This is a genomic window from Bacillus cereus group sp. BfR-BA-01524 (assembly GCF_022662595.1).
In the GTDB taxonomy this organism is placed as follows: domain Bacteria; phylum Bacillota; class Bacilli; order Bacillales; family Bacillaceae_G; genus Bacillus_A; species Bacillus_A thuringiensis_S.
Genome location: NZ_JAKUDW010000080.1, coordinates 1 through 23701, shown reverse-complemented (window position 1 = coordinate 23701; position 23701 = coordinate 1). Strand labels below are relative to the sequence as shown.

Below are 23701 nucleotides of genomic sequence, written 5' to 3'. Positions count from 1 at the left end.
AAATCTAAGAGTAAATAAAAAGGATGTAAGCGCCTTCTTGTCGAAATGTAAATTATTATGAAAGGCGGTGACACTATGAAGTATGTAAAAGTTAGTATGAATGGTGGAAGTGAACACAAATTTTCAATGACTTTAGATCGGTTTGAAGAACTTATTACTACAGAGAATGGGATATTAGAAAATAAATTAGTATGTATTGAAAATGTAATGATTAATCCTACTAATATATCTTCTGTAGTTGAAAAAATTGGTGTACCGGCTAAGTTTATGGAAGCTTAAAATCGTTAGATAAAAAACATCCATTGAGGATGTTTTTTTAATTTATAATTATGAAATTGTGCAGTGAATTTTTGAGTAGATTTTTTAGCAATGACTATGCATATATTAAGTACCTGAACATGGTGCTTAATATATGCACGAAATAATAAGTACAAGCATATATTATGTAGTAGGACAAGATCTTCGTGTCCTACTTAATACTCAGAAAAAACCTCTAATCACATAAGAGCATCCAATTGCAGGGTGCTCTTATTTTTTATGAAAATCTACTACGAGCCTTATTTTATAGTAGGATGCAATAATAAAGGGCTATTTTGAAATAGTGTTCTTTAGCCTTTAATTTTAAATTTATCTTTAATGTTAATAAATATTAAAAATAATATGATAGCAGAAATTAAGTTAGATAAGTAGAAATCTTGATGAAACAGTAGTTCGAAGATGACATAGAAAGTAACTAATAAGGCGATAGCAGGTAGTATGCAAATAAATATAAATCTCCAATTTTTTAAGTAATGTTTATAATTTGTAAGTACTCTATCCATAAATATAGCTCCTATATTTTTGTTTTTATATAATTATACATTTAGATACAAGGATTTTCAAAGTAAAAATATTTAGCAATTCAAAAATATAAGGAGAGCTTTTGTTGAAAATCCAGATTGTTTTAGCAATCCGGATTTGACTTTAAAGAACTATACTAAAATGATACACTATAATCTACGTTATTTTTGAAATGAATAGAGGGATTTGTGTGATAGATAAAATTAAAAATGCTGTAGAGGATATGTACGAAGATGAGGCTAAAGATTTACTTCAAAGCATTCTCATACAGTTGAATTTATTAGAAGAAAACTATAGTGAAGATACAATTAAAAATTTGATGGATATTCCAAAACAATTAACGAGTAATCCTACTTATAAAAGGAATGTAAAAGAAAGTACGCACGTACATATTGCCTTTGATGATTCAACGGCTGGTTGCTTAAAATATATGTTAAATCAAGAAGAATTATATGAAGAGAGTATTGTTACTTTTTCTGAAGTCTTTTCAATTGGACCAATATATAAGTTACATACGAATGAGGGGCAACTAGCAAGACAGAAGTGGTTAATAAATAACTTAACTGCTTATGATAGTTATTTTGAAGAAGAATATTTGCTAAGATTTATAGAAACTTTAGAAGATCTACATTCAATTCCTACTGAAACGCCTATTACAATTTGGAAAGCCGATAATGCGCATGAACATGTAGGCTTAAGTTTTGTAATGACACAATTAAAGGATAAGAAAAACATTCGAGTTATTAATACGTCTGAAGCAAGTAGGGAAATATTAAAACAAGAATATGATATTCGTGGAACGGGAGAATTACCACCTGAAAGTTTAGCTCTATTCCAAAAAAGTTTTATAAAGTTACCTTATTTAACTGAAGAGAAGCGCATGAATTTTGAGCATGAGTGGAATAGATTATCGGAAAGCATAGAATGTTTAAGAGTGTGGAAAGAAAATGAAGTGCATTCTGTACAGGAAGATTATTTTGATCAATTTATAATTGAATGCGCGAAAAGTGTGGGTGCTGATCGAGAGTTCCTCAAAGCTCCTAGAGTAATTGGTGAAGCACTTGGTCTTGTTGAACAATTGGTTGGAGATACTTTCTTAGAATATCGCTTGAAACAATTAATTAAACAAGAAGTATTTGAATTTGAAGGTTCGTTAGATGAAATGCGTTTTTATAGTGTGAAGTTAAGGAAACAATAAACAAATTCTATTTTTGAAAGGCTCGTATTTTTAATAATACGAGCTTTTTAAGTTGAATTTGGGCTATACATAAGCTTCCCAGAGAGGGCATATCACATATGAATGTTAAAGGTAATGAATGAAAAGAAGGTGATTTATTAATATGTATAACCAACAAAATTATCCATATGATTAAGCGATGTATTATAATCCACAAAACTACGGGTATGAACCTACAAATGAAGTGAGAGATATTGAACAAGAAGACTATAGACCAGATGATGCGGAAGATGCTCCAACGTCACCACCGCCGTCGCAAGCTCCGTCGTTACCGTCTACGTTTGCGTCTCCAGCTCAAGCAGGTAATATGAAATCATGGATGTGTAACTGTCTAGGAAGATGGGGCTATTTACGTTTACATCGTCCTGGTCCTTTTGGAAGAGATTTATGGTTCTTTCCAACTGAAGTGAGAAGAAATGGGGTATCAGGTTACACTTGGCAAGGTGGTCGTCGTCGTAAAGTAAGTTATCGCTATCAACAAATTAGTAATTTTATGTGCTTCGCATAAAGAGAAGTGGGTGAGTGAAACAATTTTACTCTCTCACTTTTTTATTTTTCAATATACGAAGTAAGATTTTGGTTGAAAATTTACAATTTTCACGTTTTTATTAGAGTATAATGCATATGTTGGGTTGGTTTTCAAAAACAAATGAGAGTGAGGGAATACAATGTCAATGAAAAACAAAGTTGGACTAAAAATAGAGGATGGCATTAATTTAGCTTCAGCTCAATTTAAGGAAGATGCGTATGAAATTTATAAAGAATCTAGAAAAATGCAACCTATCTTATTTGTGAATAAAACTGAACTAGGTGCGGAATGGCTTATCACAAGATATGAAGATGCCTTACCGCTTTTAAAAGACAGTCGCTTAAAAAAAGATCCAGCCAATGTATTTTCTCAAGATGCATTGAATGTGTTTCTTACCGTTGACAATAGTGATCATTTAACTACTCATATGTTAAATTCAGATCCACCTAACCATAATCGTTTACGATCACTCGTACAAAAAGCTTTTACACCGAAGATGATCACGCAATTGGAAGGAAGAATACAGCATATTGCAGATGATTTGTTAAATGAAGTCGAGCGAAAGGGTTCATTAAATCTTGTTGATGATTATTCATTCCCTTTACCGATCATTGTAATAAGTGAAATGCTCGGTATTCCAAAAGAAGATCAAGCAAAATTTAGAATTTGGTCTCATGCTGTCATTGCTTACCCAGAAACACCAGAAGAAATAAAAGAAACTGAAAAGCAACTATCTGAGTTTATTACATACCTTCAATATTTAGTTGATATTAAACGAAAAGAGCCAAAAGAAGATTTGGTGAGTGCTTTAATACTTGCAGAGAGTGAAGGACATAAACTTAGCGCTCGGGAACTATATTCAATGATAATGCTACTAATTGTGGCGGGACACGAGACAACGGTAAATTTAATAACAAATACGGTATTAGCGCTTCTCGAAAATCCAAATCAATTACAGTTATTAAAAGAAAATCCAAAATTAATTGATGCCGCTATTGAAGAAGGATTACGATATTATTCTCCAGTTGAGGTTACAACTTCAAGATGGGCAGATGAACCTTTTCAAATTCATGATCGAACAATTGAAAAAGGAGATATGGTTGTCATTGCCTTAGCTTCTGTAAACCGTGATGAAACTGTATTTGAAAACCCAGAAGTATTCGATATTACTCGGGAAAATAATCGCCATATTGCCTTTGGTCATGGTAGCCATTTCTGCTTAGGTGCTCCACTTGCTAGGTTGGAAGCAAAGATTGCTATTATTACTTTGTTTAATCGAATGCCTGAACTACAAATAAAAGGCGATCGTGAAGAAATTAAATGGCAAGGTAACTATTTAATGCGTTCTTTAGAGGAATTGCCTTTGACTTTCTAGAATAGTTAAAAGGAGACATGCATACATCGAAAATAATTTACATAGAGTATGTATGTGTTATTTAAATTCGAAACGGAAGGGTGAAAACATCCCAATGATCAACTAATTCTATTTGTAAGAGATCTTCGTTAAAAAACGAAATATTCTTCTGAATAGGGTTAGTCTGTACATTTATAGAAAAGGGATGTATTTCGCTCTGCGAATATATAGTCTTTTTATATGATTTGTGCTGCCTCCTGTTCAGAACATGAAATAGGAGGCTTTTTTATGTCGACAAATGTAGTAACGAAACAAAACAATGGGGTATCACAAGTATTAAAAAATCGGTTTGTACAAGGGATTTTAGCATCAGCATTATTTTTACAAATAGGAATATGGGTTCGAAACTTTGCGGTATTACTATATGTAATGGAAATGACAAAAGGTGATGCTTTTGCTATTTCCATGATTTCAGTTGCTGAATTCGCTCCAATTTTTATTTTTTCATTTATTGGCGGTACTTTTGCTGATAGGTGGAAGCCAAAGAAGACAATGATATGGTGTGAAACGTTAAGTGCCATTTCAGTATTCGCTGTATTAATTACGCTTATGTTTGGAACGTGGAAAATTGTGTTTTTTGTGACACTCATCTCTGCAATCCTTTCACAGTTTTCACAACCATCTGGCATGAAGTTGTTTAAACAACATTTATCAACGGAACAAATCCAATTAGCAATGTCCATATATCAAACGATATTTGCAATATTTATGGTATTAGGACCAATCCTAGGGACATTTATCTTTCATAGTTTTGGAATTTATATTTCAATCATCATAACAGGTATCTCTTTTTTACTTGCGGCAGTTGTATTGTTATTTCTTCCGAAAGATCTTGAAAACGACGTAGAAAAGAAAGATATCACTCTGCTGCAGGAGATGAAGGATGGTATTAAGTATGTCAAAAAGAAAAAAGCATTAACTTTGCTAGGGCTTTGTTTTATGGCTGCAGGACTAGGTATAGGATTAATTCAGCCATTAGGTATATTTATTGTGACTGAGCAGTTAGGATTATCAAAAGAGAGTTTACAGTGGCTACTAACAGTAAATGGTGCGGGAATGATTGTTGGCGGAGCATTAGCAATGGTATTTGCGAAAAACGTTGCTCCGCAAAAGATGTTAATTATCGGTATGCTTGGTCAAGCAATTGGTATTGGCATTATAGGATATTCTACAAATTTATGGGTGACACTTACAGCTCAGCTTTTTAGTGGCTTAGCTCTTCCTTGTATCCAAATTGGTATTAATACGCTTATTATTCAAAATAGCGATACTGATTTTATAGGTCGTGTAAATGGTATTTTAAGTCCGCTATTTACCGGATCAATGGTAGTAACGATGAGTATAGCTGGCTCATTAAAAGAGATGTTTTCATTAAGTATGATGTATGAAGGGACGGCTTTACTTTTTATAATTGGATTATTGTTTATTTTACCTATATACAATTTAAAGCCAGTAATAGCGGTAGAAAGTGAACTAAGTGGTAAAGGAAGTGCCGTACAAAATGAATCCTAATCCAAATATTAAATACCCTATTGAAGGAAATCAAAACGTTCAATTTATAAAAAATACAATAACAAAACCTAATATACTTGTTGGTGATTATTCTTATTATGATGCGAAAGATGGAGAAACATTTGAAGATCGAGTATTACATCATTATGAATTTCTTGGGGATCGCCTAACTATTGGAAAGTTTTGTTGTATTGCATCTGGAGTTAACTTTATTATGAATGGAGCGAATCATCGGATGGATGGATTTTCGGCATATCCATTTAATATCTTTGGAAATGGGTGGGAGAAGTATACACCTAGTTTGTCTGATTTACCTTACAAAGGCGATACAGTTATAGGAAATGACGTTTGGATTGGTATGGACACAACTATTATGCCCGGAATAAAAATAGGGGATGGTGCAATCATTGCAGCTAAATCTGTTGTGACTAGAGACGTCGCACCATATACAATTGTTGGTGGAAATCCTGCAAATAAAATAAAAGAGAGATTTTCAAATAAAATAATAGAAGAATTATTGCAAATTCAATGGTGGCATTTTGACATTGAAAAAATAACTGAAAATATAGATGTGATTGTACAAGGAGATATTGAACCATTAAGAAAGCTAAAAAGGGAATAAAAAATGCATGACAAAGAGTATCATACCTCCGAATTTTGTTAATGATAATAGAACAAGGAGGTGTGATACTATGGCACAAGACGTTTTATGTGAAGTAAACAACTGTAAATTTTGGGCGAACGGTAATAAATGTAGTGCAGAGGCAATTTACGTAGTAAGTCATAAAGGTAAACATGCATCTACAACGGAAGAAACAGATTGTAAAACTTTCGATCCAGAAGTGTAAATTTTTGAAGGGTAGCCAAATCGTGGTTGCCCTTGTATTAATTATAGTATTGATAATAAATATCATTTTCATTCATTATTTTTAACTTTTCTTGTTATTTTTTCATATTTTTTTCATAAGTGATGTAATCCAACTCAATTCATGTTCAATTCGTGATTTACTAAATTCAATGACTTCAGTAATAAAAGATGAGGTAACATCTAGAGACTGAATAGCAGTAAGCTGATTATGTAGTACGTTTTGACGTACAGTCAAAATCTCTTTTCTAGCCTCATAGTCAAGTTTTTCAAATAGAGCGATACGAACAAGAAATTCTACATTGTTTGTCGCAAGTTTTTCGGGAAACTCTCGTAACATTTCAGAAAAAATTTCTTCTCCTGTTTCTGTTATATCGTACATATTTCGGTTTGGTTTTCCGACTTGTTTATGTATTTTTTTCTTTATAGCACCCATATTTTCAAAACGCCGAAGGGCAGGGTAAAGCATGTTGTGATTTAATTCGAAATTCTCACCTAAACGATTTTGAACATTTTTTTTAATTTCATATCCATGTTTTGGTCCTGTCGTTAATTCTGCTAGTAGTAAAATGTCAACGTACATAAAAATCCCCCTTATATATTTCTCAAGTTCTCCAATGAAAAATCCCCTTTAGTATATGTTAAAATAACATATGTTAGTTTATACAACTTTGAACTGCCGACCTATCACTTTTATTGTAAAAGAAAAGGGAGGAAAGAACTATGGCTTCACCTGAAAATGTTATTTTAGTTCATGAAATTTCAAAGCTGAAAACAAAAGAAGAATTATGGAATCCGTATGAATGGTATCGTTTGATGAGGGATAATAACCCGGTTCATTATGATGAAGAGCAGGATGTATGGAATGTTTTTTTATACGATGATGTAAATCGTGTTTTATCAGATTATCGCTTATTTTCAAGTAGAAGGGAGCGCAGACAATTCTCAATCCCTCCTTTAGAAACTAGAATAAATATAAACTCTACAGATCCACCAGAACACCGCAATGTACGCTCCATTGTTTCAAAGGCATTTACTCCAAGAAGTTTAGAACAGTGGAAACCCCGAATACAGGCTATCGCAGATGAACTTGTACAACATATTGAGAAATGCAGTGAAGTTAATATCGTTGAACAGTTTGCTGCACCTTTACCAGTTACCGTTATTTCTGATTTATTAGGAGTCCCAACAACAGATCGTAAAAAAATTAAAGAATGGTCTGATATTTTATTTATGCCGTATAGTAAAGAAAAGTTTAATGATCTGGATGCCGAGAAAGGGATAGCATTACATGAATTCAAAGCATATCTTCTACCGATCGTTCAGGAAAAGAGATATCATTTAACCGATGATATCATTTCCGATTTAATTCGAGCTGAATACGAGGGCGAAAGATTAACAGATGAAGAAATTGTAACCTTTTCATTAGGTTTATTAGCGGCTGGGAATGAAACCACTACAAATTTAATTATTAATAGCTTTTATTGCTTTTTAGTAGATTCACCTGGAATTTATGAAGAGTTAAGAAAAGAGCCTAACTTAATTTCAAAAGCGATTGAGGAAGTATTACGCTATCGCTTTCCTGTTACATTGGCCCGGAGGATTACAGAGGATACAAATATATTTGGTCCTTTCATGAAAAAGGATCAGATGATTGTTGCGTGGGTTAGTGCAGCGAATTTAGATGAGAAAAAATTTTCACAAGCCTCTCAATTTAATGTACATCGAACAGGAAATGAAAAGCATTTAACCTTTGGGAAAGGACCTCACTTTTGCTTAGGAGCACCACTTGCACGTTTAGAAGCTGAGATTGCATTAACTACCTTTATAAATGCTTTTGAAAAAATAGAGCTATCTCCATCTTTCTGTTTAGAAAAATGTATATTGGAAAATGAACAAACATTAAAATACTTACCTATTCGATTGAAAGTCAAATAAAGATCTTAACAAGGTGCATACATTTGCATCTTGTTTTTTGTTTCTCAATTGTGAGTTTTAGATAATTACCTTAATATGGAATTGTATAAAACGTAGAGGGGGATTCTTATGTTGACTTGTAATGGAAGTAAATCATTTCAAAAGTTTATTAAAGGTGTTACAGATCTTATGGAAAACGGTTTATTTGAAGAAGAAATAGTGTGTGGCATTGAAAAGTTACTAGAAGAACTTTTAGAAAAGAAAACATGGCTTCCGTTAGATAAACAGAAGGCGAATTTGACTCAATATGCACGACATTTATTGTATGAAGATCCGCTCAAACGTTTTGAAGTACTAGCTCTCGTATGGAAAAATGGACAATCTACCCCTTTACATGATCATGATGGCACATGGGGGGTAGAAGGCGTTTTTTCAGGAAGGATTATGGTGCAGAACTTTATACAAACGAAACAACTTGGTAATTCACTTGTTTATTTAACACATACAGGAAACCTTTATTTGGGAGAAGGAGAAACTGATAAAGTAATTCCGCCAGCAGATTGTCATATTCTTGAAATCAGCAAAAATGAAAGCGTTATTACGATTCATGTCTATGGAAAACGGTTAGAAAAGTTTAAAGTATATATCCCAACTGAAGAAAAAAATGTGTACATGTGTGAGACAAAATACATTAGTTATAATTCATAGTTTAAAATCCAAAGCTTTTTAAAAAGAAAAGCTTTGGATTTTATTTTTAATTATTTCTTGACCTGAAACGCTTTTCATAAATTATAAATAAGAAGTACCTCACGAGGATTATATGAAAACGATACCTAATAATTAATTGGAACTCGTGTATTTATAGAAAGTGGTGAAGAAATAATGAAATTAATCGCAATTGATTTAGATGGAACTCTTCTTTCGGGGAATAAAATGATAAGTAAAGAAAATGCAGAAGCAATTCGAACATGTCAAGAAGCTGGCCATGTCGTAGCAATTTGTACAGGACGTTCTATTGTTGACATTGAGCGATTATTGTTAGAAGTTGATTTAGAGTGTCCAATCATTGCGGAAAATGGCGCGCTTATATATAAAGATAAGAAAATGATGAAGAGATATCCAATTCAAAATATGCAGGCACTTGAAATTGTAGAATATCTTGAAGAGAATGGTTTATATTATCAGCTCTATACTGATAAAGGTGTGTATGTCCCGGATTATGGAGTAGAGAGTGTACGTAATGAAATTGAGTATGTGAAGAATTCAAAAGAAAATTTCGACTTGAAAGAGTTAGAAACAATCGCAGCATTATATCTTGAGCATACAGCGTTTCATAGTGCGGAAAGTTGTAAACCAATTGTAGAAACAGATATACATGTGCATAAACTATTACCATTTTCTTATGATATTGAGAAATTAAAAAAACTAAAAGAAACATTTCTTCATAATACAGATTTAGCAATTACATCTTCATATTGGCACAATTTAGAGATTAATCATCGAGATGCTCAAAAAGGGAATGGATTATATACTTTAGCAGAACATCTTAATATTCCGGTTGAAAACACTGTAGCGATAGGTGATGGGCTAAACGATGTTTCAATGATGGAAAAAGCGAACATATCAATTGCAATGGGGAATGCAGTTGAAGAAATAAAAGCAATGTGTAAACATGAAACGTTATCAAATGAAGAACATGGTGTGGCACATGCTTTATATAAATATGTAATGTAATTAAAAAAAGAAAAAAGAATCCATATGGATTCTTTTTTCTTTTTTATTAGGGGTAAGGTATTCTATGAGATTCATAGAAGCCTTATTACATTTCATTATATAGAATATATTGGAATAAATGTTTATATTTTTCATAAAAATTGTGAATATTTTATGAACTTTATACTTATTGCATGTTTATACCGCTATTAGTGAGGCGTATGACTCTCAAGTGAAAATTCAGTGAATGTAAGGATGAATTCAAGTTACCTAGACAATAAATGAGGAATGAGCGAAATATATACTAATTAAAGGTGTATTCAGTATGTATATTCTTTTCTTATTTTAATTGAAAAATAAAATTTATTTGAATAATTATTCTACAGCTATATACCTACACTAGCTTTCTTCGTATAATGGAGAAGTATGAATTTTAGATTTGTATTAATTTTACATATTGAGGTGAAAAAGGAATGAATTCGCGGCTAATGGAACTTATTGATGTGAGTACAATAGAAACCATGGCAGAACAATTTTATAAATTAACTAACATATCACATCAACTTCTTGATGCTGAAAAAGAGTGTGTTTTTTCATTCGGAATGAATGAGATAAAAAAGAGTAAACTTCCAAAGATTGAAATCCCCATTTTCTTATACAATCAACATTTAGGTTCTTTTGTTGTATGGTCCAAAAAAAGTAAAATTTTCAGTTGTCAAAAATACTTTGAAATGCTCTCAAGTTTAATTTTAGATGGCGCAATAAAAGTATTTCAAAGTAAAAATATAACGTTGCTTTCTCGAAAAGAGGAGGAACTACATACGATTTTACAAAACATGCCTGTTATGGTCGATGCGCTTGATTATAATGGAGATTTTGTTTTGTGGAACCGAGAATGTGAAATTGTAACAGGTTATACCGCTGAAGAAATAATTGGAAATCCAAATGCACTGCAATTATTGTATCCTGATCATAGTTATCGGCAGCAAATACAAAAGAAATTTTTAACTTGTGGAAAGAATTTCAGAGATTGGGAAATGCACTTAACGTGTAAAAATGGTGAAATCAAAACAATAATGTGGTCGAATATATCAGAACAGTTTCCTGTAACAGGATATAGTTATTGGGCTGTTGGTGTAGATATTACGCATTTAAAAGCGATAGAAGAGCAGTTAAAACAACAAACATCTGAACTGGAATTAATTTTTAAAGCTTTACCAGATTTATGTTTCTTAACAGAAGATGATGGCACGATTATTGATTACAAGGCAGGATCTCCTACGAAGTTTTACGTACCCGCAGAAGCTTTTATGGGAAAAAAGTTTTACGAAGTATTACCATCTTCAGTAGCGCAGCAGTTTCAGGAAGCCATTAATCAAGTAAAGGAAAAAGGAACGAATGTAATTGTAGAATATCCACTCACACTTAATGGAAGTATTGATTTCTTTGAAGCTAGGTGCTTACCATTATTACGTGATAAAATTATGATTATTGTACGCGACATTACAGAGCGAAAAAAGACAGAAGAATTGTTAAACAAATCAGATACGCTTGCAGCAATTGGTCAATTAGCAGCTGGCGTGGCTCATGAAGTAAGAAATCCTTTAACTGTAATTAAAGGTTTTATACAGTTATTCCAAATTAATAAAGAAGATCAAGAAAGATATTTTGATCTTATGCTTTCTGAAATTGAAAGGATAGAAGCGATCCTGCAAGAATTTCTGTCAATTGCTAAAACAGATGAGATAAATACAGAAAAGAAAAATATTTATCAAATTTTTAAAAATGTCGTATCGTTAATGAATACAAAAGCAATTATGACAAATATTCAAGTCGAACTATTTACGGATGACAAAGATATAATTATTGAATGCTCAGAAAATCAATTGAAACAAGTATTTATTAATATTTTGCAAAATTCAATCGAGGCTATGCCAAATGGTGGGGAAATTTCAATTCACATAAAAGAAATAAATGATGATGGTGTCATCATTCATGTAATAGATGAAGGAATAGGCATACCTGAAGAAAGAATTAAGAGATTAGGTGAACCTTTTTATAGTACGAAAGAAAAAGGGACTGGTATTGGATTAATGTTAAGTTATAAAATTATTGAAAGTCATCAAGGGACAATTAGTATCATGAGCGAGGTTGGGGTCGGGACAACGGTAACTATTTACTTACCGAAAGTACAAAGTAAACAACCTCTGTCGAATTGTGACGATAAATGTATAGCAGTACGCACTAGTAGTAATTCTTAAATCACTTAATACCCAATAACAAAGCGATTAGTGAAAGCTAAGCTTTTTGTTATTGGGTATTTTTATATTAAATTTAGTAACCTTTACTTTTTCTTTACCTTTGTTTTAATTTCTATTAAGTTTTAAACATTATATTAATATTTGTACAAAGCAATGTATAGAAAATGTACATTACTTTTAATATAGAAATGTGATTATTATTTGGAATATTGTAAGGAGGAGATTATGACGAGGTGAAAAAGCAAGAGAAGAAAAGTGGTAGAGTAGTACCTCTCCGGCTAAATATTTTATTCCTTTGTGTATTTTTATTATTTTCTGGCATCATTATTCAGTTAGGGAAAGTGCAAATCTTTGATGGAGAAACATATAAAAATGAACTAGAGAAGAGAGAAAATGCAACCGTGGCCCTTTCTGTACCACGTGGGAAAATATTTGATCGTGAAGGAAATCCAGTAGTTGATAATAAGTCTTTACGTACGATTACATATACAAAGGTGAAGGGTGTAAAACAAGAAGAAATATTAAAAACAGCAAGACAACTTGCAGACATAATAGAAATGCCACAAGACGATATAGATAAGTTAACGGAAACGGATAAGAAAGACTTTTGGATGCAATTAAATCCAGAATTTACTCAAGAATTAGTATCAAAAAAAGAAATAGATAAGTTCCGAGATAAGGATATTACCGGAAAAGAGCTAAACAAAAAAATAGAAGATTTAAAAAGGAAGCGCGTTACAGATAAAAATCTTCAAGAACTAACGGCTAAAGATATAGAAGTGTTAGCTATTAAAAGTAAAATGAGCTCAGGTTTTCAAATGGCACCTCAAATTATTAAAAAGGACGTTAGTGAACAGGAATATGCGGTGATTAGTGAAAATTTAGCGAACCTTCCAGGGGTAGACGCATCAGTTGATTGGGAGAGAATCTATGTAAATGATGGTCTATTCCGTTCTGTTCTTGGTAACGTTTCAAATGCTGATGAAGGATTACCAGGTGAAAGGTTAGATTATTATTTAGTGCGTGATTATAGCCGAAATGATAGGGTCGGCAAAAGTTATATCGAACAGCAATATGAAGATGTACTTCATGGTACGAAAAAAGAAGTAAGAAGCATTGCTGATAAACAAGGCAATACAATGAGAACGGAAACGGTTTCGGAAGGGAAAAGCGGAAAGAATTTAACTTTAACAATTGATATGGAATTACAGAAAAAAGTTGAAGAGAGCATAGAAAAAATATTGAAAGAATATAAAGGATCAGAATCAATGTTAGACCGTGCTTTCGTAGTGATGATGAATCCTAAAAATGGCCAAGTATTATCAATGGCTGGGAAAAAGCTTGTAGAAAAAGACGGGAAAATGGAAGTAGAAGATTACGCTTTAGGCACGCTGACTAGTTCTTATGAGCTTGGATCAACGGTTAAAGGTGCGACAGTGTTAACAGGGTTTGAAACAAATGCAATAACCCCTGGAACACATTTTTATGATGCACCTATGAAGTTTAAAGGAACTAAGGAGAAGAAGTCTTGGAAAAATTTTGGTGATATAGACGATCTAAGAGCGTTACAAGTTTCTTCAAACGTTTATATGTTTAATATTGCATTAAAAATTGCTGGCGTGGATTATGTGAAAAATAGTTCACTAGATATTAAACAAGAATATTTTGATAAAATGAGGTATTATTTCAGGCAATTTGGACTAGGCGTACAAACTGGTATTGATTTACCAAATGAAACTGCAGGACAAATTGGAAGAAAAGATAATCAGCCTGGTTTCTTATTAGATTATTCTATTGGACAATATGATACGTATACACCACTTCAGCTTGCACAATATATTTCGACTATCGCAAATGGAGGGTATCGAATGAAACCACAAATTGTTCAAGAGATTAGAGAACAAACCGTTCAAAAAGATGAGGTTGGTAAAGTAGTACAATCAATAGAACCCGTTGTTTTAAATAGAATCGATATGAAACAAGAATATATTAATCAAGTAAAAGAAGGATTTAGAAAAGTATTTCAAGAAGGAGATGGAACGGGAGTAAGAGCGTTCCAAAAAGCATCATATAAACCAGCTGGTAAAACAGGGACCGCACAAACTGTATATGGTGGAGAAAATGATATTGGGCGAAATGAGAAAGGCGATCGTAGAGAATGTTATAACTTAACATTAGCTGGATATGCGCCATATGATGATCCAGAAGTAGCATTTTCTGTTGTAGTACCGTGGGTTAAAAATGATAAATCGGGCATTAACTCCGATATTGGAAAAGAAGTTTTAGATGCTTATTTTGATTTGGAAAATAAGCGATTAACTGGTGAAGCGCCAAAAACAGATGACTCTAAAGAGAATTAAAATGTACGAAACGTCTCTAGCATTCATGTGAACTAGAGGCGTTTTTATCTGGGAATAGATTAGAAATGAGGTATATATTAACGGTAAAAAGCGTGATGAGTCGTATATACATTTAGATATGTTACAAGTATCCAATCGTTTTTCAAATTTTAGAGCAATAAAAGTTCCTATGCATAAATTATTTGTGTTAGGTGATAGTCGTAATCATAGTAAAGATAGTAGGAATACACTTGGACTTATTGATGAGTCAAATATAATAGGTAAGGTAGAAATGGTATTTTATCCATTTGATCATATAAAATGGATAAAATAATTCTATTAATTATTCACGTTTTATAAAATAAATCATATATTGATAGCATAGGACAAGCAGAAAAGTTTGTTCTAACCTCACAGAACACTCCTTATCACGGTTAGGCATCTACATAGGTAGATGCTTTTTTTATGTTGATGACTGAAAATTATTTATCAACATAATGTAGCAAGCATATTAGGACTATTAGAGGAGGATTACTTGTACAAATAACAGTATGCTTAATTAAAACAGTGAAATGTAAGGAGTGAGGAATAGATGCTAAATATTTTAGTGGTTAATTTTCCAGCAGAGGGACATGTAAACCCTACATTAAATTTAGTAAAAGCCTTTACTGAACGGGGGGATAACGTACATTATATTACAACTGCAAACTTTAAAGATAGGATTGAAGATTTAGGAGCTACTGTACATACACATCGGGATCTATTAAAGGAGATTTCTATTGATGCTGAAACCTCATCTGGGTTAAATGCTTTCTTTCATGTGCATGTTCAAACTTCTTTATATATATTAGAAATTACGAAACACTTAAGTGAAAGCATAAATTTTGATTTCGTAATTTATGATATATTTGGTGCGGGAGAGTTAGTAAAGGAGTATTTACAAGTTCCAGGTGTAGTTTCCTCACCTATATTTTTAATTCCTTCAGAGTTTTTGAAGACATTACCTTTTCATCCAAATGCAGATATACCATTCCAACCAGAGGAGATCTCTGAAAAATTACTAAACGAGATGGAACATGAATTTGGAGTAAAACCAAAGAATAATCTTCAATTTATGAATAATAAGGGTGATGTTTGTCTCGTATACACAAGTCGTTATTTCCAACCTAATAGCGAATCGTTCGGAGAAAATGACATTTTTATTGGACCGAGTATTTTAAAGCGTAAAACAAATATAAAGTTTCCACTGGAATCACTTAAAGAGAAGAAAGTTATTTATATTTCAATGGGAACGCTTCTTGAAGGACTCGAACCATTCTTTAATACTTGTATTGATACTTTTTCAGATTTTGATGGGATAGTCGTAATGGCAATTGGTGATAGAAATGATCCTTCTAAAATTAAGAAAGCGCCAGATAATTTTATAATTGCTCCATACGTACCCCAATCAGAAGTATTAAATGAAGCAGATGTTTTTATTACACATGGTGGCATGAATAGTGTACACGATGCCATTCATTATAATGTCCCATTTGTAATTATACCGCATGATAAAGATCAGCCTATGATAGCGCAAAGATTAACTGAACTTGAAGCGGCACAGAGATTATTGAAAGAACATGTTAATGTGCACACTTTAAAAGAGGCTGTAACAGATGTTCTTTCAAATGAAAAGTATAAACATGGTATACGAAAACTTAATGATAGCTTTATTGAATGTGGTGGTTCAAAAGAAGCAATTGCAGTTGTTGAATCTCTTTTAAATAAATAATTGTAATAATATAAAAGCATAGAGGTTCTCACCTTTATGCTTTTATATTCCTATCCAGCAAATTGCACAGCAGTATTTGCATGTAAAAAAGCAGTATCAAAAACGGGAACAGCGAGATCATTTTGGGAGATGAGTAAAGGTATTTCAGTACAGCCTAATAATATACCTTCAGCGCCGTTTTGAATTAATGATTTTGTAATTTGTAATAGCTTTTCTTTAGATATTTCTGAAATGATCCCTCTACTTAATTCATCTAATATGACATGGTGGATAAAAGTTCTTTCCTCGTCATTTGGGATAATTGTCTCAATGTTATATTTCGCTAATCGTGATTTATAGAAATCTTGCTCCATCGTTTGTTTTGTTCCTAATAGTCCGATACGTTTTATATTCTGTTCTACCATCTCTTTAGCACTTACATCACCAATGTGAAGAAGCGGGATAGATATTGCTTGTTCTACTTCCTCGGCAAATAAATGTACGGTATTTGAACACATTAATAAACATTCAGCCCCAGATTTTTCAACCTTCTTTGCAACTGTGACTAGTTCATTTTTCACTTCTTCATATTGATGGTTTTGTAATAAAGTAGTTACTTCACCAAAGTCCATACTATATAAAATTAGCTTCGCATTTTGATCGTATTGAGAGAGTGTAAGCGTATTAATATGTTTATAGTATAATGATGTAGATTCCCAACTTAATCCTCCAATCAAACCAATAACTTTCATAATGCATTCCTCCCGAAACGATTTTGAATTCATTATTTCACAATTCCGATAAGAATACAATGATTTAAAAGTGCCATTTAACAAAAAATAAAAATAGTAAGAAAAGTGTTGAAATTTACACTTTTTAGTGCCATAATACGAATTACAAATTAATACTTATCCAGAGAGGTGGAGGGAACGGCCCTAAGAAACCTCAGCAACCCCTATGCAATTTTATAGGAAGGTGCTAATTCCGCAGAGGACACGTTGTGTTTTTTGAAAGATAAGAGGATTCTTGAACGTGAAAGAAAATGACCTCTTATATAAGAGGTCATTTTTTGTTGTATAGAAAGGGAGTGTAGATGCATAATTCATTTTTAAATTAAATATAGAGTAATAAAAGTTGACTAATATGAGAGGGGAATTGTAATGAACAAATTATCAACAAAGTTAGTAGTAGCAATCGGTATTGGAGCAGCATTATACGGGATATTAGGACTTTGGGGATTTTCTATTGCACCGAATACATTTATTAAACCAGCATTAGCTATATTAACTGTTTTTGGAGCATTATTTGGTCCAGTGGCAGGACTGTTAATCGGACTAATAGGTCATACAGTAACAGATACGATTGCTGGCTGGGGGATTTGGTGGGGCTGGGTTATTAGTTCAGGGATTATTGGCTTTTCAATGGGTCTTATTCAAAAAAGAGTTGGCTTTAGTGTGAAAAACGGGTCGTTTAACAAGGGGGATATTTCTTATTTAGCAATTACTGGGTTAGTTGGTATTGTCATTGCTATTATATTTGCTGGGGCATTCGATATTATTGTGATGGGAGAACCATTTGACAAAATTGTTATACAAGTATTAGGAGCAACAATTTCGGATGTTATCGTTTTCTTAGTACTTGGATTGCCACTTACAATTGGCTTGGCAAAATCTAATAAGAAACATACACATTTAAAAATTGAAAAGTAGGGATGTTAACATGCAACCAATTATTTCGTTTGAACAATTTACCTTTCAATATGGGCATGCTGCGCAGCCTACTTTAAGTGATATTACCTTTCATATATACCCTGGGGAAAAGGTGCTAATTGCTGGACGAAGTGGTTCAGGAAAGTCGACATTAGCTCATTGTATAAATGGGCTAATCCCATTTTCTTACGAAGGGATTAGTACAGGTAACGTTTTAATTGCCGGTAAAGACCCGAGGGAAGGAAGTATTTTTGAACAAAGTAAGCAGGTAGGAACAATTTTGCAAGATCAAGATGCTCAATTTATTGGTCTGACAGTAGAAGAAGATGTAGCTTTTTATTTAGAAAATGAATGTGTAAAGCAAGATGATATGAAAAAGATTGTTTCGGACTCATTAAAAAAGGTGAAGATGCATACGTTTCATAAACAAAGTCCACATGAATTATCAGGAGGTCAAAAGCAAACAGTTTCTCTAGCTGGTTTATTAACAACAAATGCGGATATATTATTGTTCGATGAACCATTAGCGAACTTAGATCCACTAAGCGCCTTACATACGATAGAACTTATGAAAGATATACATGAGCAATATAATAAAACGATTGTTATTATCGAACATAGGATAGAAGAAATTTTAAAGCTGGATTTAGACAAAGTTATATTAATTGATGAAGGTAAAGTTATTGCAATAGGAACACCAAAAGAAATCTTAGCGTCAAATATATTACCACGTATTGGCTTAAGAGAGCCTATTTACATCGAAGCATTAAAGAGATTACATTTTGATCGTAATAATGACGTAATATATCCAATGGAAAACCTTCAAAAAGAAAAGGTAAGCAACGTTCTAAAAGAGTGGATGGAGAAACAAGTCATATTAAAAGGTAATACTAAAAACAAGGAATTACTTAAAGTGGAGAATTTATCATTTTCATACCCTAATAAACAAAAAGTATTAGAAAATGTAAACCTTTCAATATATGAAGGAGAAATTGTGGCACTGTTGGGACATAATGGAGCAGGGAAATCAACATTAGCTCATAGTCTTATAGGCATAAACAAAATGAAAAATGGGAAAATCTTGTTAGAAGGTGAAAATATTAGTTCTTGGTCTATTCGTAAACGTGGGGAAATCATATCTTACGTGATGCAAAATCCAAATCATATGATTACACAACCTACTGTTTTTGAAGAAGTTTCATTTACATTAACATTACATAATTTTTCTAAGGAAGAAATTAAGAATAGAGTAGAAGGAACTTTAAAAATTTGTGGTTTATATCCATTTCGTAATTGGCCAATTCAAGCACTAAGCTATGGGCAAAAAAAGAGATTAACAATCGCATCTGTATTAACAACAAATCCTAAGCTTATCATATTAGATGAACCGACAGCGGGACAAGATTATTATCATTATAAACAATTTATGTCGTTTATTAAAAAACTAGCTAAGAAGGGTATTTCATTTATTTTTATCACTCACGATATGAATCTCGCACTAGAATATGCAGACCGTGCAGTAGTTCTACATGAAGGGAAAATTATTGCGGATAATACAGTGTCTAATGTATTTGGTGATCAAGAAACGTTACAAATAGCTAACTTAAGAGAGAGTTCTTTAACCAAGCTTGTTAAATTTAGTGGGATTGCATGTCCAGAAAAATTTATGGAACTTTATTTAGATAGTAATAGGAGGGAGGAAGGTGCATAGTACATATTTTCATTGTATGGATGGGGTAGTGAAATTGTTTTTATTTATTTTTTGTATGACGCTTACTTTTTTGTTTTTTGATTTTCGGGTGTTGCTAATACTATTTATTATTGGGTGTATCGGACTCAGCATTGCTAAAATTCCATTTCGTAAAATTTTAATTGTTTTTAGTGTCATATTTACATTTAGTTTATTAAACTCTGTCATGATTTTATTTATTACACCAACTCATGGATCTGAATTAACTGAATCATATACCTCGTTTTTACATATTGGATATGCAACGATTACATATGAAACATTATTTTATGCAGCTACACTTTCATTAAAGTATTTTACGTTATTACCATTTACACTTCTTTTTATATACACGACAGATCCAAGCGAATTTGTAAGTAGTTTAAGTAAACTTGGTATCCATTATAAGATTACATATGCAATAAATATTGCACTACGTTATATTCCTGACATCCAGTCTGAGTATAAAATTATTAAACACGCGCAAGAAGCGAGAGGAGTGGCTTTTGAAAAAGGAGAAGCAAGTTTATGGGTTCGTATGAAGAACCGTGTTTTAATTTTCTGGCCACTAATCATTCATTCTCTAGAAAGAATAGATACGGTTTCAAATGCAATGGATTTAAGAGGATTTGGAAAGAAGGATAAACGTACATGGTTTTATACAAGTAAGGCGAAACGTGAAGATTTCATCGCTTTATTTGCCGGTGTTTTCATATTCATTGTTGCGGTATATTTAAAATTAAACGTATTTCAAAACTTTTGGTATCCATTTTAAAGCACTCTTTAAACGAGTGCTTTTACTTATTTTTATGTAGACATGCTCAAAAAAGGGATATACACATAATGTATAATACGAACCAGTTAAAATGATCAACTACCTATTAGTTTTCAAACCAAAAGGAGGAGAAAATATGAGTTACGGTGGTTCTTGTGGTTTTGGTGGAGGTTTCGCTTTATTAGTTGTGTTATTCATTCTATTAATAATTGTAGGATGCAGCTGCTGGGGCGGAGGATACTAATTTTTAATTAGTCTTCACAAATGTAAACTAAAAAAACATTGAAGATACTTATGTATCGAAACAAATAAAAAAGGAGCAACTATGCCCCTTTTTTATTTGTTTAAATGCGTATTCTTACTATATTTCGGGAACGTAATCGTTAGAGTTGTTCCTTTACTAACGATACTTCGGATTTTTAAACTTCCATGCATCGTCTCAATAATCTTAACAGCAACCATCGTACCTAAACCAGTGCCTTTTGTTTTTGTACTAAAATACGGTTCACCGAATCGATTTATTTGCTCCTGTGACATTCCAACTCCGCTATCTTCAATTCGTATTTCAACTTTACTATTATTGATAGATGAGGAAATATTTAAGGTACCACCATTAGGCATTGCTTCAATACTGTTTTTTATTAAGTTTAAAAAACATTGTTGAAAGTGCTGTTTATTACCAACAATGGTTGCCTCAGAAAAATCCTGTGTAATATGTATCGTATTCATATTACATAATGGCAATATCATATTAATAACTCGATTTAACTCTTGTTTTACTGAAATTTGATCTAATTTTTCTGGAGCAGGTTTGGCAAACGTTAAGTAATCATCGATAATTTCTTGGGCACGATTTAACTCTTCAAGTATATGTTTAATATATTCGTCTCTTGATTCAGGAGTTAAATTTGGTGTTTTTAAAAGCTGTGTAAATCCTTTTACGACCGTTAAAGGATTCCTTACTTCGTGCGATATACTTGCAGCGAGTTGGCTAACAATCTCCATTTTTTCCATTTTAATTAATTTTGAGCGCATTAATACAGCATCTTTTATAACTTCATTTATATAAACAATAAATAACATTAAAGTAGTCGGTAATACCATGAAATAAATAATATATAAATTATTCACTTCAAAATCTGATAAAGTTAATACAATTACAGTTGTAAATATTGCTAGGAAAAAGGTTAAAAACATGGAAAAAGCTACTTTAAGTTTTCTATTATATGTATTAAATTTTGAAGATGCGAGTGCTGTAACGATGAACATTATTCCGTAAACAACGACTGTTAGCATGTTAAAACCATAAAATATAAATCTTGTAATTAATAAAATTGTAAACAATATGATACCGACAGGGAATCCACCATAAAGCGTACCTATTATGACCGGAATTTGTCTTAAGTCATGAATACAACTTTCATCCATATAGATAGGGTATCGCATACATAAAATAAGCGGGATACTAGAACAAAGGGTAATCAGTAATATTTTGTATTTTTTCAAATAATGCCTGCTATCATATATGAAATAAAAAACAAATATACTACATAAAATGTATAGAAGATTATTTAATACGTTTTGATTAATATAAACAAAGTCCATAATATTTGCCTCGTTATTCTGAATTTACTTAACATATGTATTATACACGATAACATATGTTAAGATGAATAAACCTTGTTAATAGAAGATTTATTTAGTTTTTTATTATAAAATGCAAACATTTTGCAAAAATTAGTTATCCAAAGATACTTTTATCAAAATTTTTTACTGCTTCTTCCTGCATGTTCGGTAAAATATGGTCGGTTATGTTGCTACTATAAGAAACGTATGTATTCTTTTTCTATACTCATCCTTTTAATTTCTAACCACTGAACCAGATAGTCTTTTAAACTAAGTTTAGACGGCTCCACAAAATTCCCTTCATTTAACTCTGTAATCTTTTTTGGTTTCTTTTTTTGTCTTATAACCAGAAAAACATTTTTTCTTCTTTTTCCTGTCTTTGAATCACGACCAATAGCAATAAAGATACAGTACTTATTTCCTCTTTTTCGAATATGTCCTTTTACTAAAAACTCTCCTTCATTTTATTTTGAATCATGTTGTATAGGTCTAGTTGTAATTTTGCTGCTATGAAAATTACATAGTTGGACATATGACGATGGATATATTTTACCATATTTAGATTGTTATTAAGGAGTAAAAAAAGAGCCATGGGGTCTCTTTTTTTGCTGTATTCATGGAAATAAAATTAAAAGCGTTTGATAAATAGCTACAATAGTACATGTGGTTGCTAAAACACTAGCTAACCATCTTGGAGCATGGATTTTTAACAGTAAGATATAAACTAATCTAAAAGTAACCAAGCAGAGGTTTCCCTCCTTGTAATAGATCAAGCCGACTAGGATTTAATTAAAAATCGTCCGATAGGATTAGGCATTTGCTAAATAGGAAGGGGGAAATTCATTTTACAATTTAATCCTTGCTTTACAACTTGAAATTGGAGAGCTTGCAAATGAAACAAGGTGCTTTAAGCATTGGAGTAATAAAGGTCCTAGTGAAAAAGAAGTCATTTTAATCGAATATATAGATGGATTCCATTTTATAACTTCATTAGGGTACGGCATCGGATTTAATCATAATGAATATAACCTGAAATTATTAGAACATAACATTTATACCGCAAGTACGTTAATCAATTAATTTAACAATGTATATGAATCTGTGTCGGAATTTCGTGCAAATCAAGACACTGAGCTTTATGAAGAATAGTTGTACTCGTTCTTAGGTTTAGGTAAGAAATTAGGATTCTCATTTGAAGAAATTGAACAAGGTTATTACAAAAAGGATAAATTGAACCACGATTGCCGAGATAACGGATTTGAATTTTATAAAAAAAGCATACAACTAGGTATGCCCTTTAAAAAAGGATTTTTATAAATATGTTAATAATTTATTTTAAAAACTAAAAGAGTTTTAATTAGAAATACACATATTAGTTATTTTTAGTTTGGTATTCTATTTTGCTTATAAATAATTTTAACCAATTAGGACATCAATTCCAAAAGGATATAAACCAACAGGAATGTTATCAATAACAGAGTTAGT

At 32.0% G+C, this 23701-nt stretch carries 21 protein-coding genes, 3 pseudogenes and 1 riboswitch; of the genes and pseudogenes, 19 read left to right on the top strand and 5 right to left on the bottom strand.

All coding sequences use genetic code 11. From position 1 onward, the window contains the following. Window positions 1-75 precede the first annotated feature (75 nt). Complete coding sequence (locus MR170_RS22995) at window positions 76-279, top strand: hypothetical protein (RefSeq protein ID WP_000878369.1); 204 nt, start codon at window positions 76-78, stop codon at window positions 277-279. Between the two features lie 329 nt (window positions 280-608). Here the strand turns inward: MR170_RS22995 and MR170_RS22990 are convergent, their stop codons facing one another. Next, on the bottom strand, window positions 609-821 hold the full coding sequence (locus MR170_RS22990) for a hypothetical protein (protein ID WP_016081449.1): 213 nt from the start codon (window positions 819-821) through the stop codon (window positions 609-611). 209 nt (window positions 822-1030) lie between these two features. On the opposite strand from MR170_RS22990, the gene MR170_RS22985 reads away from it, so the two are divergent. The 6 genes from MR170_RS22985 to MR170_RS22960 all read left to right on the top strand — a co-directional run bounded on the left by MR170_RS22985 (window position 1031) and on the right by MR170_RS22960 (window position 6380). After that, on the top strand, window positions 1031-2038 hold the full coding sequence (locus MR170_RS22985) for a DUF1835 domain-containing protein (protein WP_242309466.1): 1008 nt from the start codon (window positions 1031-1033) through the stop codon (window positions 2036-2038). A gap of 178 nt (window positions 2039-2216) precedes the next feature. Beyond that, complete coding sequence (locus MR170_RS22980; RefSeq protein ID WP_242309465.1) at window positions 2217-2585, top strand: hypothetical protein; 369 nt, start codon at window positions 2217-2219, stop codon at window positions 2583-2585. Window positions 2586-2745: 160 nt separating this feature from the next. Beyond that, window positions 2746-3981: a cytochrome P450 gene (cypA, locus tag MR170_RS22975; RefSeq protein ID WP_242309463.1), complete on the top strand. Its 1236-nt coding sequence runs from the start codon at window positions 2746-2748 to the stop codon at window positions 3979-3981. A gap of 267 nt (window positions 3982-4248) precedes the next feature. After that, window positions 4249-5532: an MFS transporter gene (locus tag MR170_RS22970; RefSeq protein ID WP_016081445.1), complete on the top strand. Its 1284-nt coding sequence runs from the start codon at window positions 4249-4251 to the stop codon at window positions 5530-5532. Beyond that, window positions 5522-6154 (top strand): Vat family streptogramin A O-acetyltransferase, encoded by a 633-nt coding sequence (locus tag MR170_RS22965; RefSeq protein WP_016081444.1) that lies wholly within the window; start codon window positions 5522-5524, stop codon window positions 6152-6154. The genes MR170_RS22970 and MR170_RS22965 overlap by 11 nt, the downstream gene beginning before the upstream one ends. 70 nt (window positions 6155-6224) lie before the next feature. Beyond that, window positions 6225-6380: a DUF1540 domain-containing protein gene (locus tag MR170_RS22960; protein ID WP_000046095.1), complete on the top strand. Its 156-nt coding sequence runs from the start codon at window positions 6225-6227 to the stop codon at window positions 6378-6380. 102 nt (window positions 6381-6482) lie between these two features. On the opposite strand, the gene MR170_RS22955 is transcribed toward MR170_RS22960, so the two are convergent. Next, window positions 6483-6980, bottom strand: a complete 498-nt coding sequence (locus MR170_RS22955; RefSeq protein ID WP_242309461.1) for a PadR family transcriptional regulator — start codon at window positions 6978-6980, stop codon at window positions 6483-6485. A 140-nt stretch (window positions 6981-7120) separates the two neighbouring features. Here MR170_RS22955 and MR170_RS22950 point away from each other — a divergent pair, with 140 nt between their 5' ends. From MR170_RS22950 to MR170_RS22920, 7 genes and pseudogenes are all read left to right on the top strand, one after another. Then, complete coding sequence (locus tag MR170_RS22950) at window positions 7121-8335, top strand: cytochrome P450 (protein WP_016081442.1); 1215 nt, start codon at window positions 7121-7123, stop codon at window positions 8333-8335. Between the two features lie 108 nt (window positions 8336-8443). Beyond that, a complete protein-coding gene (locus tag MR170_RS22945) occupies window positions 8444-9022 on the top strand; it encodes a cysteine dioxygenase family protein (RefSeq protein WP_016081441.1) in 579 nt (192 codons plus the stop codon). Between the two features lie 174 nt (window positions 9023-9196). Beyond that, a complete protein-coding gene (locus MR170_RS22940; RefSeq protein ID WP_016081440.1) occupies window positions 9197-10048 on the top strand; it encodes a Cof-type HAD-IIB family hydrolase in 852 nt (283 codons plus the stop codon). Window positions 10049-10500: 452 nt separating this feature from the next. Further along, window positions 10501-12288 (top strand): ATP-binding protein, encoded by a 1788-nt coding sequence (locus MR170_RS22935; RefSeq protein ID WP_242309459.1) that lies wholly within the window; start codon window positions 10501-10503, stop codon window positions 12286-12288. A 233-nt stretch (window positions 12289-12521) separates the two neighbouring features. Next, complete coding sequence (locus tag MR170_RS22930; RefSeq protein ID WP_242309457.1) at window positions 12522-14648, top strand: peptidoglycan D,D-transpeptidase FtsI family protein; 2127 nt, start codon at window positions 12522-12524, stop codon at window positions 14646-14648. 61 nt (window positions 14649-14709) lie between these two features. Beyond that, window positions 14710-14961, top strand: a pseudogene (gene lepB, locus MR170_RS22925) (signal peptidase I); the annotation flags it as partial. Between the two features lie 258 nt (window positions 14962-15219). Further along, window positions 15220-16398, top strand: coding sequence for a macrolide family glycosyltransferase (locus MR170_RS22920; RefSeq protein ID WP_242309455.1), 1179 nt, complete (start codon window positions 15220-15222; stop codon window positions 16396-16398). Between the two features lie 50 nt (window positions 16399-16448). Here the strand turns inward: MR170_RS22920 and MR170_RS22915 are convergent, their stop codons facing one another. After that, a complete protein-coding gene (locus MR170_RS22915; protein ID WP_242309452.1) occupies window positions 16449-17129 on the bottom strand; it encodes an aspartate/glutamate racemase family protein in 681 nt (226 codons plus the stop codon). 153 nt (window positions 17130-17282) lie between these two features. Then, window positions 17283-17398, top strand: a riboswitch (SAM riboswitch). 139 nt (window positions 17399-17537) lie between these two features. On the opposite strand from MR170_RS22915, the gene MR170_RS22910 reads away from it, so the two are divergent. The 4 genes from MR170_RS22910 (at window position 17538) to MR170_RS22895 (ending at window position 20834) form a co-directional block, all read left to right on the top strand. Then, window positions 17538-18086 carry an ECF-type riboflavin transporter substrate-binding protein gene (locus tag MR170_RS22910; protein ID WP_001038210.1) on the top strand — a complete coding sequence of 183 codons (549 nt, stop codon included), beginning with the start codon at window positions 17538-17540 and terminating at the stop codon, window positions 18084-18086. A 10-nt stretch (window positions 18087-18096) separates the two neighbouring features. Continuing rightward, the gene (locus MR170_RS22905; RefSeq protein WP_242309450.1) at window positions 18097-19797 is read left to right on the top strand and encodes an ABC transporter ATP-binding protein; all 1701 of its coding nucleotides are present in this window, start codon (window positions 18097-18099) and stop codon (window positions 19795-19797) included. Continuing rightward, window positions 19790-20590, top strand: a complete 801-nt coding sequence (locus MR170_RS22900) for an energy-coupling factor transporter transmembrane component T family protein (protein WP_242309449.1) — start codon at window positions 19790-19792, stop codon at window positions 20588-20590. Before MR170_RS22905 ends, MR170_RS22900 begins: the two co-directional genes overlap by 8 nt. A gap of 136 nt (window positions 20591-20726) precedes the next feature. After that, entirely contained in the window at window positions 20727-20834 is a 108-nt protein-coding gene (locus tag MR170_RS22895) for a YjcZ family sporulation protein (protein WP_000120182.1), read from the top strand. A gap of 92 nt (window positions 20835-20926) precedes the next feature. Here MR170_RS22895 and MR170_RS22890 read toward each other — a convergent pair whose 3' ends face one another. Further along, window positions 20927-22195: a sensor histidine kinase gene (locus MR170_RS22890; protein WP_043938208.1), complete on the bottom strand. Its 1269-nt coding sequence runs from the start codon at window positions 22193-22195 to the stop codon at window positions 20927-20929. Between the two features lie 181 nt (window positions 22196-22376). Then, window positions 22377-22650, bottom strand: a pseudogene (locus MR170_RS32765) (Arm DNA-binding domain-containing protein); the annotation flags it as partial. A 394-nt stretch (window positions 22651-23044) separates the two neighbouring features. On the opposite strand from MR170_RS32765, the pseudogene MR170_RS22885 reads away from it, so the two are divergent. After that, window positions 23045-23533, top strand: a pseudogene (locus MR170_RS22885) (dUTP diphosphatase); the annotation flags it as partial. Window positions 23534-23701 lie beyond the last annotated feature (168 nt).